Below are 15,292 nucleotides of genomic sequence, written 5' to 3' on the forward strand. Positions count from 1 at the left end.
ATGTCCCAACCCCATTTTTCAAGCAATCCGGCGGCGCAACCGGTCGACGTGGTCATTATGGCGGCCGGCAAAGGCACCCGCATGCGCAGCAAAACGCCCAAGGTCTTGCAGCGGCTGGCAGGCCGCCCCTTGTTGCAGCATGTGGTGGACACCGCCGCCGACTTGCGCGCCCGCAGCGTGGTGGTAATTACCGGCCATGGTGCTATAGAAGTAGAAGCAGCTTGCGCAGGTTTCATGGGCGCTAGCGCCACTTTTGACCTGAATTTTGTGCGCCAGGAGCCCCAGCTGGGCACGGGCCACGCGGTGCAACAAACGGTGCCGGTGTTGCCGGACGATGGCGTGGTGGTGGTGCTGTCAGGCGATGTGCCCTTGACCCAGGCCGACACTTTGTTCCACCTGATTCAGGCCTGCGGTGGCGACAACTTGGCGCTGCTCACGCTGGAGCAAAGCAACCCCGCCGGGTACGGGCGCATTGTGCGCAACGCCGAGGGTGTGGTGCAGGCCATCGTGGAGCACAAGGATGCAACCGACGCCCAACGCGCCATCACCGAGATTTACAGCGGCATCATGGCCGTGCCGGCGGCCCGGCTCAAGGCTTGGCTGGCGCGCCTGGACAACAAAAACGCCCAGCAGGAGTACTACCTGACGGATGTGGTCAAGTTCGCGGTGGCCGATGGCGTGCCGGTCGTGGGCTACAAAATTGCCGATGCGGTGCAGGTGGCGGGCGTCAACAGCCCGGTACAGCTCGCCGAGCTGGAGCGGGCCTACCAACTGCAGCAGGCACACCGTCTGATGGAAGAGGGCGTGCGCCTGGCCGACCCCGCGCGTTTTGATGTGCGGGGCGATTTGCTCTGCGCCCACGATGTGAGCATTGATGTGAACTGCGTGTTCTCCGGTCAGGTGAGCCTAGGTGAGGGCGTGTCGATCGGCGCGAACTGCGTGATTGCCAACTGTGTGATTGAAGCGGGCGCGGTGATTCACCCCTTCACCCACATCGATGGCGAAAAGCAGGGCGTGACGGTGGGTGCGGGCGCCTTGATCGGCCCCTTTGCCCGCCTGCGCCCCGGTGCCAAGCTGGGTGCCGAGGTGCACATTGGCAACTTTGTGGAGGTCAAAAACTCCACACTGGCAGCAGGCGCCAAGGCCAACCATTTGGCCTACCTGGGCGACGCCACCGTGGGCGAGCGGGTGAACTACGGTGCCGGCAGCATCACCGCCAACTACGACGGCGCCAACAAGCACCGCACGGTGATCGAGGCTGACGTGCATGTGGGCAGCAACTGCGTGCTGGTGGCACCGGTCACCATCGGTGCCGGTGGCACCGTGGGCGGCGGCTCCACCATCACCAAGAGCACCGAGCCCGGCGCTCTCAGCGTGGCGCGCGGCAAGCAGGTGAGCATTGCCAACTGGGCCCGCCCCGCCAAAAAGCCCAAGGCCTGAGCACCATGGCAGACACGGCATCCGAATTGCAGGCCCGTGTAGACCTGCTGGAGGCAGAGCTGTCTGCCAGCCGGGCGGAGTTGCAGGAGTTCACCTACACCGTGTCGCACGACCTGCGGGCGCCGCTGCGGCACATCGTGTCGTTTGCCAAACTGCTGGAAGAAGAGGCCGGGCCGCAACTGACCGGCGAGAGCCTGGAGTTTCTGCAGACCTTGTGCGGCGCGGCAGACCAGATGGGCAAACAGCTGGATGCACTCACCGCTTTGTCTCGCATTGCTACGGTTTCTGTAGCTGCTAGCGCAGTGTGTGTGAGGGCTGCAGTGTTAAATGTGGTGCAAAAGGTGACCGCGCGCTATCCGGGGCATGCGGTGGAGGTGGTGCTGGAGGTGGCGGATGCGCTGACAGTGCACACCGATGAGGCCCTGCTGCGCCAGGCGTTGGAGCAGGTGCTGGACAACGCCTACAAATTCACCGCCAAAGCGCCTGCGGCCCGGGTGCGCGTTGCGGCGGACCTGCTGCCCGATGGCGTTTTGCGCCTGGTGGTGGAAGACAACGGCGCCGGCTACAACCCGGTCCTGCAAGACAAGTTGTTCAAGGTGTTCGGCCGCTTGCATTCGGCCAAGCAGTACCCCGGCCTGGGCACCGGGCTCTTGGTGGCGCAGCGCGTGATGGCGCTACTGGGCGGGCACATCCACCTGCTGGCGCGGCCCGAGGGCGGTGTGGCGGCTCTCTTGCAGTTGCCTGCAGCGCAGCAGGCATAAAAAAAGCCCGGCGGTGGCCGGGCTTGTGGGGCAGTTGCACGGCAGTCATGCCGTGGCGGTGCTTACCACTTCTTGATTTTGTCCAGCTCAGCGAACGCGTCGGCGGTGTTGCCGGACTTGGCCTTGGTGTCGCTGGCTTTTTGGGCGGTGGCTTGCTGGTCGGCAGCCTTGCTGTCCGCAGCAGCGTCAGCGGCAAATGCCTGGCCGGCGAATACAGAGCTCAAAACCAGAGTGATGGCAGCAAAAGTTGTCTTGTTCATGATGAAGTTCCTTTCCAAAGTTGAAGATTCCGCTCCGGCGGGTTTCAGACCGTCTGAACAGCATCGATGGGGCGTTTAACAAAAGGCGTCTCGTCGATGGGATGAACTGTAAAATTTCTGAATTCAAAGATAAATAACCAAATCAGCACATGGTTATTGCTGTTTTGGAAATAATTGGCCTCTTGAATCTCACCGGAGCCCTGCCATGGACCGATTGCTATCGATGCGCGTGTTTCAAAAAGTGATTGACGAAGGCGGCTTCGCCTCGGCGGCACGTGCCTTGGAAATGTCGCCCGCCGTGGTCACCCGCCTGGTGGCGGACCTGGAGGAGCACTTGGGCACGCGCTTGCTGCACCGTTCTACCCGCAAGGTGTCGCTCAGTGAGGCCGGCGAGGCCTACCTGGCCCGTGTGCGGGCCATTCTGCAAGACATTGACGAGGCCGATGCGCTGGCCAATCTGCACACCCAGGAGCTGGCGGGGGAGCTGCACCTTTTGTCCACCCCGGTGCTGGCGACCTATGTGCTGGCCCCGCTGCTGGCGGGCTTTCGCGCCCGTTATCCCAAAATCGTGGTGCATGTGCAGGTGGAGTCTTTCGACGAGCCGCCGGTGGAAGCGTACGATGTGACCCTGTTTACCGCCGACGAGGCCTATGACGGCACCATCGTGGCCCGCAAGATTGCTTCAACGCGCGGTATTCTGGTGGCAACGCCGCAGTACCTGCAGCGCAAGGGCATTCCCCAGCACCCGAACGATCTAGAGTCACATGACTGCCTGGAGCTCAAAGGCGGTATCGCCCGGCACCGGCGCTGGCATTTGCGCAATGAAGACCACCCCGAAGAGACGCTGGACCTCAACCTCTCGCCGGTGCTCACCTCGAACCACATTGAAACGCTGATCAGCGCCACGCTGGATGGCGCGGGCATCACCCCCTGCACCGTGGAGTTGGTGGCGCCGTTTTTGGCCACAGGCGAGTTGGTGCGGGTGTTGGCGCCTTGGGTGGCCGGGCAGTTGCACCTGTATGCCGCGCTGCCCAGCCGGCAATACCTGCCGCGCAGGACGCGGGTGTTTCTGGACTACCTCACCGAGCAAACCGCGCTGATGCTGGCTGGCGCCAACGATGTGTGTGGCGGCTTGGCCCGCTAAGCCAGCGGCAGCTCCGCCCCGAATTTGCTGCGGTGCACGCTGAAAAAGGTTTTCACGTTGCGCACATTCGCATCCTGGGTGAAGAGGCGTTGCGTCAGGGCTTGGTAGCCCGGCATGTCTTTGGTGTGCACCACCAGTACGAAGTCCGGCCCCGGCGACACGCGGTAGCACTGTTGCACGGCGGGCTCGGTGGCCACCTTGGCCTCAAACGCCACCAGTGCATCGTGGTGTTGCTGGTCCAGGGTGATTTCGACCAAGGCCGTGAGTCCGTGGCCAATGGCGTCCGCCAGCCGCTGCGGGTGCAGGATGGCAACCTGCTTTTCAATCAGGCCCGCATCCCGCAGCCGTTTGACGCGGCGCAGGCAGGTGGGCGGTGAGGTGTGCACTTTGTCGGCCAGCTCCTGGTTGCTTTGGGCCGCGTCGATTTGCAACTGGGCGAGCAACTGCAGGTCGATAGCATCGAGCTCTATGGATTTCATTTATTTGAAAATAATGAACTTAAATTTCATTGTGGGTAATTGATGAAATTTTCGTTCATAAATGAATGCAATTCAATGAATAATTTTTCTTCAAACCCCTACCATTCACTCCATTGATTCATAAGGAGTGCGCGTATGTGTGGCATCGTCGGCGCGGTTTCGACCCGCAATATTGTTCCTGTGCTGGTGCAAGGTTTGGAGCGTTTGGAGTACCGCGGCTACGACTCGTGCGGCGTGGCGGTGTATGCCCAAGACGGTCAAGCCGGTTTGCGCCGGGCCCGCAGCACCTCCCGTGTGGCGGAGTTGATGGAGCAGGTAGCCGCCGGCCAGGTGCAGGGCCACCTGGGCATTGCCCACACCCGCTGGGCCACGCACGGTGCGCCCGTGGTGCACAACGCACACCCCCATTTCAGCCACGGCCCCGGTGTTGATGCGGACAGCAAGCCTGGCCGCGTGGCTTTGGTGCACAACGGCATCATTGAAAACCACGACGAGCTGCGCGCAGCCTTGAAGGCCAAGGGCTATGTGTTCCACAGCCAGACGGATACCGAGGTCATTGCCCACCTGATCGACAGCCTCTACGACGGCGATTTGTTTGAGGCGGTGAAAGCCGCTGTCTTGCAATTGCACGGCGCGTATGCGATTGCGGTGTTTTGCAAAGACGAGCCCCAGCGCCTGGTGGGCGCGCGGGCTGGCTCCCCCTTGATTTTGGGTGTGGGCAAAGACGGGCAAGAGCACTTTTTGGCCAGCGATGCCATGGCCCTTGCCGGCGTGACCGACCAGATCGTGTACCTGGAAGAAGGCGATGTGGTGGACTTGCAGCTCGGCAAATACTGGGTGGTGGACAAGGCCCACAAGGCACTCACATCCGCGCAGCGCCCGGTGAAAACTGTGGTGGCTCACAGCGGTGCGGCCGAGTTGGGCCCCTACCGCCACTACATGCAGAAAGAAATTTTTGAGCAGCCGCGTGCCATTGCCGACACGCTGGAAGGCGTGGAGGGCATCGTGCCCGAGCTGTTTGACCAGCAAGGCAACCACGCGCCCGGCGAGAACGCCGCCCGCGTGTTCAAGCAAATCGACAATGTGCTCATCCTGGCGTGCGGTACCAGCTACTACAGCGGCTGCGCGGCCAAGTACTGGATCGAGAGCATCGCCAAAGTGCCTTGCAATGTAGAGGTCGCCAGCGAGTACCGCTACCGCGACTCGGTGCCCAACCCCAATACCTTGGTCGTCACCATCACCCAAAGTGGTGAAACTGCCGACACGCTGGCTGCGCTGCGCCATGCGCAGAGCCTGGGCATGAAGCACACCCTCACCATTTGCAACGTGGCTACCAGCGCCATGGTGCGCGAGTGCAGTCTGGCGTATGTGACCCGCGCGGGCGTTGAAATCGGCGTGGCCTCGACCAAGGCCTTCACCACCCAGCTGGCCGGCTTGTTTTTGCTGACTTTGTGCCTGGCCCAAGCCAAGGGCCGCTTGAGCGATGCGGAAGAAGCGCGCCACCTCAAGGCCATGCGCCATCTGCCGGCTGCCTTGCAGGCCGTGCTGGCACTGGAGCCCCAGGTGATGGCATGGGCCGACGACTTTGCGAAAAAAGAAAACGCGCTGTTTCTGGGCCGGGGCTTGCACTTCCCGATTGCGATGGAAGGTGCCTTGAAACTCAAGGAAATCACCTACATCCATGCCGAGGCCTATGCCGCCGGCGAACTCAAGCACGGCCCCCTGGCCCTGGTGACCAGCGAGATGCCGGTTGTTACCGTGGCCCCCAACGACGCGCTGCTCGAAAAGCTCAAAAGCAATATGCACGAAGTGCGGGCCCGTGGCGGCGTGTTGTATGTGCTGGCGGATGCGGACACCAAAATCGAAAGCGGTGAAGGCTTGCATGTCATCCGCATGCCGGAGCACTACGGCGAGTTGTCGCCGTTGCTGCACGTGGTGCCCTTGCAAATGCTGTCGTACCACACGGCCTGTGCGCGGGGGACGGACGTGGACAAGCCCCGTAACCTCGCCAAGAGCGTGACGGTCGAGTAAGTCACCGCATGCGTTTTTTTGGAATTGCCGGTTACTCCGGCATGGGTAAAACCACCTTGCTGGAGCGCTTGATTCCGGAGCTGACGGGGCGGGGCCTCAAGGTCTCGTTGATCAAGCACAGCCACAAAAACATCGAGATCGACCGCCCCGGCAAAGACTCGTTTCGCTTGCGCGAAGCGGGTTGCTCCGAGGTGCTGTTGCTGGGCAACGAGCGCTGGGCCTTGATGCATGAGCTGCGCGGTACCCCCGAGCCGGACTTGGACTACCTGCTGGACCGCCTGCAAGTGTGCGACCTTGTGCTGGTGGAAGGCTTCAAGGGCGGAGACTTTCCCAAGCTGGAGGTCTGGCGCGCGGGTCAAGGCAGGTCTCCGTTGTGGCCGGATTGGCCGGGTATTGTGGGCATCGCCAGTGATGGCCCGGTGGATGCAGTGGGCGTGGCGCACCTGCCGCTGCACGACGTGGTGGCTGTGGCCGACTTTGTGTTGGCGCACGCTGCGGTGCGCGCGGGCTAAATCGCCAACGCGGCGTCCGGCGGATGCCCGTACTTTTCTTGCAGGGTCTGGAAGGCTCCGGGCACCGAATGAAACACGTGGCCGGACAGAGCCTGCCAGAGCGGGGCAAGCATCAGGCGGTCTTGCACCGGCCCTTTGACTTCGGCCAGGTGTAGGGTGATGCCGCGCTCATGCAGTTCGCGGTTCATGTCTGACAGCACTTCCATGGCCGAGGTGTCGATGCGGTTCACCGCCGTCATCACCAGCACCACATCTTCGGTGGCTGGCTGTTTGCCCAACTCCAGGCCCAGGCGCGTTTCTACCGCTTGCAGGTTGCCGAAGAAGAGGCTTTCGTCAATGCGGATGAACAAAGCGCGGGGCAGGGTCTCGGTGGTGTAGCGGTCCACGTTGCGAAATGTTTGCGTGCCGGGCAGCCTGCCAATCACCGCAATATGCGGTGCGCTGGAGCGCCAGAGCAGCGTGGCCAGCGAGAGGCCGATGCCCACCGCAATGCCTGCCTCCAAGCCCAGCGCCAGCACGCCCAATGCCGTTCCCAACAGCGCGGTTGCATCCGCCTTGTCATAGGCCCAGGCGCGGCGCAGCGCTTTCAGGTCCACCATGCCGATGGCGGCCACCACAATGCTGGCGGCCAACGCAGCTAGTGGCAGGCGGGCCAGCCAGTCAGCGCCTGTGAGCAACAGCAAAGCCATGCACAGGCCGGACACGATGCCGGCCAGTGGCGTTTGCGCGCCCGCCGCCACATTGATGGCAGAGCGCGAGAGCCCCCCGCCCACCGGCATGCCGCCGATGAAGGCTGCCGCCACATTGGCCGCGCCCAGCCCGATCAACTCGCGGTTCGCATCAATGCGCTCCCGCCGCTGCACGGCCAAGGCTTGCGCCATCGTGATGCACTGCACCATGCCAATAAAAGAGAGTAGCAAGGTAGGGCCCAGCAAGGCTTGCAGCTGGCCGGCCTCCGGAATTTCAAACCGGGTGATCGCGCCATCCAAGGGGATGACACCCACCACCGCAACCCGGTGGCGCAGGTCCAAATCCAGTACGACCACGGCCAAGGTGGCTACGGCGAGCACCACCAAGGGCGATATGCGCATGGCCATGGGCCAGCGCCGCAGCCCCGTGCGCGTGAGCGCCAGGGCCAGCACCGCGCCTCCGCCCAACAGCATCGTGGCCGGATTGCTGTGTGCCGCCTGCTGGAGCAGGCCGTGTACAGTTTGCCAGATAGTGGTGGCGTGCACCTCCACCCCCAAGATAAAGCGCAGTTGGCTCAGCACAATCAGCACCGCCGAGCCGGATACAAAACCGCTCACTACCGGGCGGCTGAGTAGTTGGGAGAGAAAGCCCAGGCGCGCCAGCCCGCAGGCCGCCATCAGCAAGCCGGACGCCAGGCTGAGCAGGGCCGCCATGTGCAGATAAGCGGCACTTCCCGCCGTGGCCAGCGGGCTGAGTACGCTGTAGGTCATGATGGCGGTTATCGCTACCGGTCCCACGGCTTGCACCATGCTGCTGCCCAGCCACGCGTACACCATGGCCGGCAGGATGCTCACATACAAGCCCGCTTGGGGTGGTAGACCCGCCAACAGTGCGTAGGCCAGACTTTGGGGAATGACCAGCACCGTCACCACCAAGCCGGCCAGCAGGTCATCCCGCAGATGTTGGCGCGGGTAGTGTTGTATCCAGGGGGGAATCAAAACCATGCGCAATGCTAACCGGCGTGCGGGGCTAGCCCCAGTCGTAACACAATGCAAGCGCGGTCAGCTCGGCATTCGGCGCTGGCGTTGTAGGTCTATCCCTTTATTTACCGGAGAAAGTTGATGCGTGTTGTCGTTCCATTTGCTCTCAGCAGCCTTTTGTTGGCATCGCTTGCCCCCGTGTTGGCCCAGGAGCAGCGCAGCACCCTGGCGGATCAGCAGGAAGTTGCGGTCACGATTTACAACGAAAACCTGGCGCTGGTGAAGGATGTGCGCAAAATCCCGCTCCAAAGCGGCGCGCAGGCGCTGGCATTCCGCGACGTGAGTGCCCGCATGCGGCCCGAAACCGCCTTGCTGCGCAGCCTGACTGCACCGGGCGCTTTGCGGGTGCAGGAGCAAAACTTCGACTTTGACTTGCTCACCCCGCAAAAAATGCTGGAGAAGTATGTAGGGCGCTCTGTGAAGGTTGTGCGCACCAACAACGCTACCGGGCAGGAAACTGTAGAGCAGGCCACGGTGCTTTCTGCCAACAACGGGGTAGTGCTGAAGATTGGCGATCGGATTGAAACCGGGGTTCCCGGGCGGCTGGTGTTTGACGACGTACCCGCCAACCTGCGCGACCGGCCTACCTTGGTGATGTCGCTCAACAACACAGGGGCAGCGCAGCAGAGTGTGGAGCTGAGCTACCTCACCGGCGGGCTGGCTTGGCGGGCCGACTACGTGGTGGAGCTCAATGCGGCGGACGACGCGTTGGATGTGTCGGGCTGGGTCACGCTCACCAATACCAGCGGTGCGGCCTACCGCAATGCCAAGCTGCAACTGGTGGCGGGCGATGTGAACCAGGTGGCGCCGGAAATGGCAGTGCGCAACCGCGCTGTGCTGATGGCCGCGCCCGCCATGGCCAAGGCGGATGTGGGCATGGCCGAAGAATCCTTGCTGGAGTACCACCTCTACACGCTGGACCGCCCCACCACGATTGCTGAAAACCAGACCAAACAAGTCGCCCTGCTGGCGGCCAGCGGTGTGCCGGCCCGCAAAGAGCTGCTGTTGCAAGGGGCGGACTATTACTACCAGGGAGCCACCGGCGACCTCGGCAAGCAATTGAAGGTAGGCGTGTTTCTGGAGTTCGACAACAAAGAGAGCGCCCGCTTGGGTATGCCCCTGCCCAAAGGCGTGGTGCGCGTCTACAAGAAAGACAGCGCGGGCAACGCCCAGTTTGTGGGCGAGGACCGGATCGACCACACCCCCCGCAACGAGAAGGTGCGCCTCAAACTGGGCAACGCTTTTGACGTGACGGCCGACAAAAAACAAACCGATTTCAAGCGCCTGCCCAACGTGGGCAAATACGGCTTTGTGTCGGAAAGCGCGTATGAGATCGTGCTCAAAAATGCCAAAAAAGAGGCCGTTACCGTCACCGTGCAGGAGCCAATTCCGGGCGACTGGCAAATGCTGAACGCCAGCCAGGCACATACCAAGGCGTCTTCCAGCACCGCAAGCTGGAAGGTCACGGTGCCGGCCGAAGGCAAGACAGTGTTGAGTTACCGGGTGCAGGTGCGTTACTGAACGAGATGGGGTGGTGTGTTGGCACTAAATTGGTGCAGATTGGGTCGGATTGGGGTGGGGCGTAGGCGGATGCGCGGGGCTGGGGGCGAACTGAGGCAAAAACTTTTTTAAAGTTTTTTAGAAAAAGGCCTAAATAACCCCCTAAATCTGCCGTTAAGAAACATACGTCAACTCCTAAAAGTCACCGGAGGGGCCGCAAGGCCTACCCAAAATGCAACTGCCAACCATTGACCGAAACCCGAATATGCGCCCCGCCGGCGCAGACGCGGTCTCGTCTGGGGCAAATAGGGTGATCCCAGTTGCTCCGGTCAACCCATCGGTGAGGGCGACCTCGTCGATCGAGTCCACGCCGGACGTGATCGACAAGGTGAATCCCGCACTCAAGCCCCAAACCAGCAATGCCGAGGCGCCCTACCAGAGCGTTGCGGACCCCATGCAAAAGGGCACGGAGGCGGGGGCGCAAAAGGATTGGACGATTCATCGGCCAGCCAAGGAAAAGGTAGAGGACCCTCCACCCAAACCGATCTCGCAAATGCTGATGGACCACCTGAAAACCATGTGGACCGCCAGCGCCGGTGCGGTGCAGATTGAGCAAGTGCAAAACCAGCTCACCACGCCGCCACCCCTTACGGCGGCAGATGCACCGGGAACCCTGGCCAAGCAGTCGCTGGTGTACACCCCCAGCAAGGTCAAGAAGACCGAAAACATGTAAGCGGCCCTGTGGTGTTCTAACATCGCGGGCATGCATACCTCCGCACTCGTACTTTTCTCCGGCGGGCAGGACTCCACCACCTGCTTGGCCCATGCCTTGGCGCGCTACGAGCGTGTCGAAACCATTGCCTTTGACTACGGCCAGCGCCACCACGTGGAGCTGGATGCGCGGCTGAACGTGTTGCGCGAAATCAAGGCCCGTTTTCCTCAGTGGGCTACCAAGCTGGGCGAAGACCATTTGCTGGATTTGGCCGTGCTGGGTGAGGTGAGCGAAACCTCGTTGACCCGCGACACCGCCTTCAAGATGGAGGCCAATGGCCTGCCCAACACCTTCGTGCCGGGGCGCAACCTGCTGTTCATGACGCTGGCCGCTGCTTTGGCCTACCGCCGTGGGCTGCAAGTGATCGTGACCGGGGTGTGCGAGACCGATTTTTCGGGCTACCCGGATTGCCGCGACGACACCATGAAGGCCTTGCAACTGGCCTTGTCACTGGGCATGGACCAGCGGTTTTTGATTGAAACCCCGCTCATGTGGATCAACAAGGCCCAAACCTGGGCGCTGGCCCACGAACTGGGTGAGCGCTCCGGCGTGCCCGGTGGCGGGGATGCGCTGGTGGACTTGGTGGTGGAGCACACCCACACCTGCTACCTGGGCGACCGCACCCACCGCCACGCCTGGGGCTATGGCTGCGGCACCTGCCCGGCGTGTGAGCTGCGGGCCAAAGGTTACGCGGGCTTTGTGTACAAGGTGAACAGCGCGGTGGCCTGAGCGCCGGGCTCACCTGCGTTGCCCGCGTCCGCATTGGGCTCCAGCACCCAGCGCTGGTTGTGGAAGGCCGCCACACCGGGGCGGTGCGCAATCGACACCAAGGCGCCGCCTTGGGCACTCACCATATCGCACAAGCGCTGGTAGAGCGTGGCCTCGGCGGCCTCGTCCAGTGCGCTGGTGGCCTCATCCGCAAACAGCCACTGGGGTTGCTTGAGTAGCACGCGGGCAATCGCCAGGCGTTGCTGCTCGCCGCCGGAGAGCTTTTGGCTCCAGGCGTCCACGGTGTCCAGCGCATTCGCCAAGTGGGGGAGCAAGGCATCGCGCAGGGCTTGCTGCAGCTCGGCATCGCTGTAACGCGTGGTGGCCTCGGGGTAGGCCAGTGCATCGCGCAAGGGGCCGTTGGGGAAGTAGGCCCGCTGCGGCAAAAACATGCTGTCGGCCGGCAAGGCTACCGCGCCATCGGCATACGGCCAGATGCCCGCTAAGGTGCGGAACAAGGTGGATTTGCCGCTGCCCGAGGGGCCTTGCAGCAGGATACGGTCGCCGGGCTGCGCATGCAGATGGGTGTGGTCCAGCAAGGTTACACCGGTGGGCAGGGCAATGCGCAGGGGGCTGGTGTCCAAGGTGGTGGGGATTGCTCCTTTTTTGATAGCTGCTTGCGCAGATTCTGTAAGCGCTAGAGCCCTAAAAGCCTCTTCAAAGCTGGTCAGACGATCGGTGGTGGCCCGCCAGCTGGCCAGGCTGCTGTAAGTGTCCACAAACCAGCTCAAGGAGCCCTGCACCTGCCCGAAGGCGCCCGAGATTTGGGTGAGCTGCCCGAGCTGGATGGCACCGCTGAAAAACCGCGGCGCTGCCACCACAAACGGAAACACCACGGCAGCCTGCCCGAAAAAGCTGGTGAACCAGATCAATCCCTTTTGCGCCTTGATGAGCGCGAGGTTGTTGGCCAGCACCTTGCCAAAGCGCTGCACCATTTGCTCGCGCACCACGGTCTCGCCCCGGTCCAACGCAATCGATTCACTGTACTCCCGCGCCCGCACCATGTGGTGGCGAAAGTCCGCCTCCACCCGTTGCTGCTCAAAGTTGAGCGGGATTTGCTTGCGGCCGATGTAGTGCGTGATCACGCTTCCCACTGCGCAGTACAGCACCGCCATCCACACCATGAAGCCGGGGATGTTGTATTCCTGCCCGCGCAGGGTGAAGGCAAAGCCGCCCGAGAGCGTCCACAAAATGCCCACAAAACTGGCCAGTGTGACCACCGAATTCAGCAGTCCCATGCTCAGCGAGATGGTGTAGCTGGTGAACTGGTTGATGTCCTCCTGAATACGCTGGTCCGGGTTGTCGGGGTTGGCGCCGTGGGCGTGGCCGTTGGGGGCAAAGCGGGCCAGCTCCAGGCGGTAAAAGGCCTGGTGGGCCATCCACCTGTGCAGGTAGTGGCCGGTCATCCAGGCGCGCCAGCGCATTTCCAGCAGCTGGGTCAGGTAAAACTTGTAGACCGCAATGATGATGAAGCCGAACGCCAGGTAGGTAAAGCGGCCCAGCTGCTCCCAGAAAACGGCGGCGTTTTTGTCTTGCAGCGAGTCGTAAAACAGGCGGTTCCAGTCGTTGAACACCACCGCCATGTAGACCAGCGCCAGGTTTAGCGCCACGATGGCGGCCAGCATGCCGCGGGCCTTCCACTTGTCCTCCGACGAGAAGTAGGGCGTGGACAAGGCCACGGCCCGCAGGATGAACGCTTTGAACGCCGCCCACTTGGCGGAAACAGATGCCACAAATGCCATGCAAAAACTCTCGGTAGGGAATTGGGGCAAGCGCCGCGCTGTGCGCTGCGCCCGGTGCTGCGGGGATATTAGCGCCCGCAGCAAGCTGCCTGTGCTTTACAGGCTTTGAAACCCGCTCTGGTGTGTGTCTGCCGGCGAGTGTTCATGTCCATCGGCTTCGGCACGCAAGGGTGCCGGGCAGGTAGCCCGCACCAACTCCGCCGTGCGGTGGTAGCCCTCTTTGGCGAGCCGGCGCCACGCTTCTGCATTGGCGGAAAGTGTGTGGTGGCCGGGTTGCAGTGCGCGCTGCGCAGGTGCGCTGCGCGGTGCGGCGGACGGTGGCAAACGGGGTTCTGCATAGGACATGACAAGCAGGATAGTCCTGCCCCCTCTCTGTGTCAGCCGGTTTTACATAGGTTTACCAGTTCGATTTTGGCGTTTACATGTTGGACACGTTCTCAGTTGCGCACGCCGCTGGCCACGTGCCCGCTGGGTACATGACGGGCAGCTGATTCGATGTGGCCGGTCTGGTCGTCGAAGAAAAAGTCCGGCTCGAACTCGCGCAGGAATTCGCCTTTGTCCAGCCCGCCAAGGAACATGGCCTCGTCCACCTCGATGTTCCAGTTCATCAGGGTCAGAATGGCGCGCTCGTGGGCCGGAGCGCTGCGGGCCGTGACCAGCGCGGTGCGGATGCGGATGTGCGGAATCTGCGCCTGCTGCAAGCGGTGCAGCGCCACCAGCAGGGGTTTGAACGGGCCGTCGGGCAGAGGCTGGGCCACCTTGTCCATTTCATGCTTCTGGAATGCGGTGAGCCCGCCGCTCTGGTAGACCTGCTCGGCTTCGTCGCTGAAGAGCACCGCATCGCCGTCGAACGCAATGCGGACTTCGGTGGGGTGCGCATCGCTGGCGTGGGCGCTGTGGGGGTAGACCTGTGCCGCCGGCACACCGGCCTCCAAGGCCGCCCGCACATCGCTCAAGTGGGTGCTCAAAAACAGGTTGGCGTGCAGCGGCTTGAGGTAGCGCCACGGCGCCTCGCCGCGCGTGAAGTTGCCGCGCTGGATGGCCAGGCCGTAGTGCTGCGCCGAGCGGAACACCCGCATGCCGCTTACCGGGTCGTTGCGCGAGAGGATGACCACTTCCACCCGCTGTGACTCGGGTTCGTTGAACGCCAGCAGCTTCTTGACCAGCGAAAACGCCACACCAGGCTTGGCCGGCACGTGCAGTCGCTCGCGCTGGAGCTGCATGTAAGCGTGGTCGTCGCTCTGCTCGAAGACCTGGTTTTCTTCTTCAAAATCAAACAGGGCGCGGCTGGAGATGGCGACCACCAGCTTGCCGTCAAGGGTCAGTCCCATGGGAAATCCTCACTTAGCGTTCACGATGCCCTTGAAGTCGTAGGGCACCACAATGGTTTGTACTTTGCCGCTGGCTACGCCTTCGGCAATTTTGAGGTTGGCCATGGCATTCATGTAGCCGATGGCGCCTGCGTTGGCATTCAGGGCGGCAATGCGCTCGGCCTCTTTTTTGGCCGTTTGTACTTCCACCTCTTTGGTTTTGAGTTCGTTTTGCGCCCGCACCAACTCGTTGGCGCTTTGCACGATGACATCGGCCGGGGTAATGGCCCGCACCTGCACTTGTGAGACGGTGATTTTGTCGCCCAGCTTTTCGTCCGTCAGGGTTTTGATGATGCTCTCGCGGATCTGCTGCTCCATCACCGGCCGGTTGTCGGCCATCTTGAGGGACTCATAACCGCGGGCTACCTTGTAGGCCGCATTGCGCGCGCTCAGGGCCACGTAGTTTTGCATCAACAAAATGTCACCACCCTTTTCGGAGATGCCATGGAAGGTGCGGTTTTTGGTGGTCCACAGTTCCGACACGGCTGAGGGGTTCACGTTGTAAACCACCGTCATGTCGAAGTCTTTGACGGTGGAGTTGTCCGAGGCCAGGGGCGTCATGTTGTCTACACCGACTGCCACATCCTGAATTTTGAAGGTGAGTATTTCGCCGATGACGGTTTGGTTGAACGAGCCGGGCAGGCGCTCGGTGGGGTCCACGGTTTTGTCGAAGTTGACGCGCAACCCTACCTCGCCCGACTCGATGCGGGTGCAGCCGGTCAGGGTGAGTGTGCACGCGCCGGCCACGAGAGCCAGGGGAAGAACCAGAGAACGTAGTTGCAC

At 62.2% G+C, this 15,292-nt stretch carries 15 protein-coding genes; 8 read left to right on the forward strand and 7 right to left on the reverse strand.

The window, feature by feature from the left end:
* Positions 1 to 1,440: a bifunctional UDP-N-acetylglucosamine diphosphorylase/glucosamine-1-phosphate N-acetyltransferase GlmU gene (gene glmU, locus FDM28_RS06740; protein WP_138514396.1), complete on the forward strand. Its 1,440-nt coding sequence runs from the start codon at positions 1 to 3 to the stop codon at positions 1,438 to 1,440.
* A gap of 5 nt (positions 1,441 to 1,445) precedes the next feature.
* A complete protein-coding gene (locus FDM28_RS06745; RefSeq protein WP_138514398.1) occupies positions 1,446 to 2,201 on the forward strand; it encodes a sensor histidine kinase in 756 nt (251 codons plus the stop codon).
* Positions 2,202 to 2,263: 62 nt separating this feature from the next.
* On the opposite strand, the gene FDM28_RS06750 is transcribed toward FDM28_RS06745, so the two are convergent.
* Positions 2,264 to 2,461 carry a hypothetical protein gene (locus tag FDM28_RS06750; RefSeq protein WP_138514400.1) on the reverse strand — a complete coding sequence of 66 codons (198 nt, stop codon included), beginning with the start codon at positions 2,459 to 2,461 and terminating at the stop codon, positions 2,264 to 2,266.
* A gap of 205 nt (positions 2,462 to 2,666) precedes the next feature.
* Here FDM28_RS06750 and FDM28_RS06755 point away from each other — a divergent pair, with 205 nt between their 5' ends.
* Positions 2,667 to 3,605 carry a LysR family transcriptional regulator gene (locus FDM28_RS06755; RefSeq protein ID WP_138514401.1) on the forward strand — a complete coding sequence of 313 codons (939 nt, stop codon included), beginning with the start codon at positions 2,667 to 2,669 and terminating at the stop codon, positions 3,603 to 3,605.
* Here FDM28_RS06755 and FDM28_RS06760 read toward each other — a convergent pair.
* Positions 3,602 to 4,084: an Lrp/AsnC family transcriptional regulator gene (locus FDM28_RS06760; RefSeq protein ID WP_138514403.1), complete on the reverse strand. Its 483-nt coding sequence runs from the start codon at positions 4,082 to 4,084 to the stop codon at positions 3,602 to 3,604. The two genes, FDM28_RS06755 and FDM28_RS06760, sit on opposite strands and share 4 nt — an antisense overlap.
* 135 nt (positions 4,085 to 4,219) lie before the next feature.
* Here FDM28_RS06760 and glmS point away from each other — a divergent pair, with 135 nt between their 5' ends.
* The gene (gene glmS, locus FDM28_RS06765) at positions 4,220 to 6,115 is read left to right on the forward strand and encodes a glutamine--fructose-6-phosphate transaminase (isomerizing) (RefSeq protein WP_138514405.1); all 1,896 of its coding nucleotides are present in this window, start codon (positions 4,220 to 4,222) and stop codon (positions 6,113 to 6,115) included.
* 8 nt (positions 6,116 to 6,123) lie between these two features.
* Positions 6,124 to 6,627: a molybdopterin-guanine dinucleotide biosynthesis protein B gene (mobB, locus tag FDM28_RS06770; protein WP_138514407.1), complete on the forward strand. Its 504-nt coding sequence runs from the start codon at positions 6,124 to 6,126 to the stop codon at positions 6,625 to 6,627.
* Here the strand turns inward: mobB and FDM28_RS06775 are convergent.
* Positions 6,624 to 8,321 carry a SulP family inorganic anion transporter gene (locus FDM28_RS06775; RefSeq protein ID WP_240791931.1) on the reverse strand — a complete coding sequence of 566 codons (1,698 nt, stop codon included), beginning with the start codon at positions 8,319 to 8,321 and terminating at the stop codon, positions 6,624 to 6,626. The two genes, mobB and FDM28_RS06775, sit on opposite strands and share 4 nt — an antisense overlap.
* Before the next feature lie 156 nt (positions 8,322 to 8,477).
* On the opposite strand from FDM28_RS06775, the gene FDM28_RS06780 reads away from it, so the two are divergent.
* The 3 genes from FDM28_RS06780 (at position 8,478) to queC (ending at position 11,358) form a co-directional block, all read left to right on the forward strand.
* Entirely contained in the window at positions 8,478 to 9,878 is a 1,401-nt protein-coding gene (locus FDM28_RS06780; protein WP_206021928.1) for a DUF4139 domain-containing protein, read from the forward strand.
* Between the two features lie 211 nt (positions 9,879 to 10,089).
* Positions 10,090 to 10,590: a hypothetical protein gene (locus FDM28_RS06785; RefSeq protein WP_138514413.1), complete on the forward strand. Its 501-nt coding sequence runs from the start codon at positions 10,090 to 10,092 to the stop codon at positions 10,588 to 10,590.
* Between the two features lie 30 nt (positions 10,591 to 10,620).
* Positions 10,621 to 11,358, forward strand: coding sequence for a 7-cyano-7-deazaguanine synthase QueC (gene queC, locus FDM28_RS06790; RefSeq protein ID WP_138514415.1), 738 nt, complete (start codon positions 10,621 to 10,623; stop codon positions 11,356 to 11,358).
* On the opposite strand, the gene FDM28_RS06795 is transcribed toward queC, so the two are convergent.
* The 4 genes from FDM28_RS06795 to FDM28_RS06810 form a co-directional block, all read right to left on the reverse strand.
* A complete protein-coding gene (locus FDM28_RS06795; RefSeq protein ID WP_138514417.1) occupies positions 11,316 to 13,139 on the reverse strand; it encodes an ABC transporter ATP-binding protein/permease in 1,824 nt (607 codons plus the stop codon). The genes queC and FDM28_RS06795 overlap by 43 nt on opposite strands.
* Positions 13,140 to 13,235: 96 nt before the next feature.
* Positions 13,236 to 13,484 carry a hypothetical protein gene (locus tag FDM28_RS06800; protein ID WP_138514419.1) on the reverse strand — a complete coding sequence of 83 codons (249 nt, stop codon included), beginning with the start codon at positions 13,482 to 13,484 and terminating at the stop codon, positions 13,236 to 13,238.
* Positions 13,485 to 13,576: 92 nt separating this feature from the next.
* Positions 13,577 to 14,470 carry a 5'-nucleotidase gene (locus FDM28_RS06805; RefSeq protein ID WP_138514421.1) on the reverse strand — a complete coding sequence of 298 codons (894 nt, stop codon included), beginning with the start codon at positions 14,468 to 14,470 and terminating at the stop codon, positions 13,577 to 13,579.
* A 9-nt stretch (positions 14,471 to 14,479) separates the two neighbouring features.
* A complete protein-coding gene (locus tag FDM28_RS06810; protein ID WP_138514423.1) occupies positions 14,480 to 15,292 on the reverse strand; it encodes an SPFH domain-containing protein in 813 nt (270 codons plus the stop codon).

Origin of the sequence: Rhodoferax bucti, from assembly GCF_005876985.1 — a bacterium.
Taxonomy (GTDB): domain Bacteria; phylum Pseudomonadota; class Gammaproteobacteria; order Burkholderiales; family Burkholderiaceae_C; genus Allorhodoferax; species Allorhodoferax bucti.

Coding starts and splice junctions, on each gene's coding strand:
- FDM28_RS06800 (WP_138514419.1), bottom strand. CDS start 13,484: ATGTCCTATGCAGAACCCCGTTTGCCACCGTCCGCCGCACCGCGCAGC.
- FDM28_RS06755 (WP_138514401.1), top strand. CDS start 2,667: ATGGACCGATTGCTATCGATGCGCGTGTTTCAAAAAGTGATTGACGAA.
- mobB (WP_138514407.1), top strand. CDS start 6,124: ATGCGTTTTTTTGGAATTGCCGGTTACTCCGGCATGGGTAAAACCACC.
- queC (WP_138514415.1), top strand. CDS start 10,621: ATGCATACCTCCGCACTCGTACTTTTCTCCGGCGGGCAGGACTCCACC.
- FDM28_RS06775 (WP_240791931.1), bottom strand. CDS start 8,321: ATGGTTTTGATTCCCCCCTGGATACAACACTACCCGCGCCAACATCTG.
- glmS (WP_138514405.1), top strand. CDS start 4,220: ATGTGTGGCATCGTCGGCGCGGTTTCGACCCGCAATATTGTTCCTGTG.
- FDM28_RS06760 (WP_138514403.1), bottom strand. CDS start 4,084: ATGAAATCCATAGAGCTCGATGCTATCGACCTGCAGTTGCTCGCCCAG.
- FDM28_RS06785 (WP_138514413.1), top strand. CDS start 10,090: ATGCAACTGCCAACCATTGACCGAAACCCGAATATGCGCCCCGCCGGC.
- glmU (WP_138514396.1), top strand. CDS start 1: ATGTCCCAACCCCATTTTTCAAGCAATCCGGCGGCGCAACCGGTCGAC.
- FDM28_RS06745 (WP_138514398.1), top strand. CDS start 1,446: ATGGCAGACACGGCATCCGAATTGCAGGCCCGTGTAGACCTGCTGGAG.
- FDM28_RS06805 (WP_138514421.1), bottom strand. CDS start 14,470: ATGGGACTGACCCTTGACGGCAAGCTGGTGGTCGCCATCTCCAGCCGC.
- FDM28_RS06795 (WP_138514417.1), bottom strand. CDS start 13,139: ATGGCATTTGTGGCATCTGTTTCCGCCAAGTGGGCGGCGTTCAAAGCG.
- FDM28_RS06750 (WP_138514400.1), bottom strand. CDS start 2,461: ATGAACAAGACAACTTTTGCTGCCATCACTCTGGTTTTGAGCTCTGTA.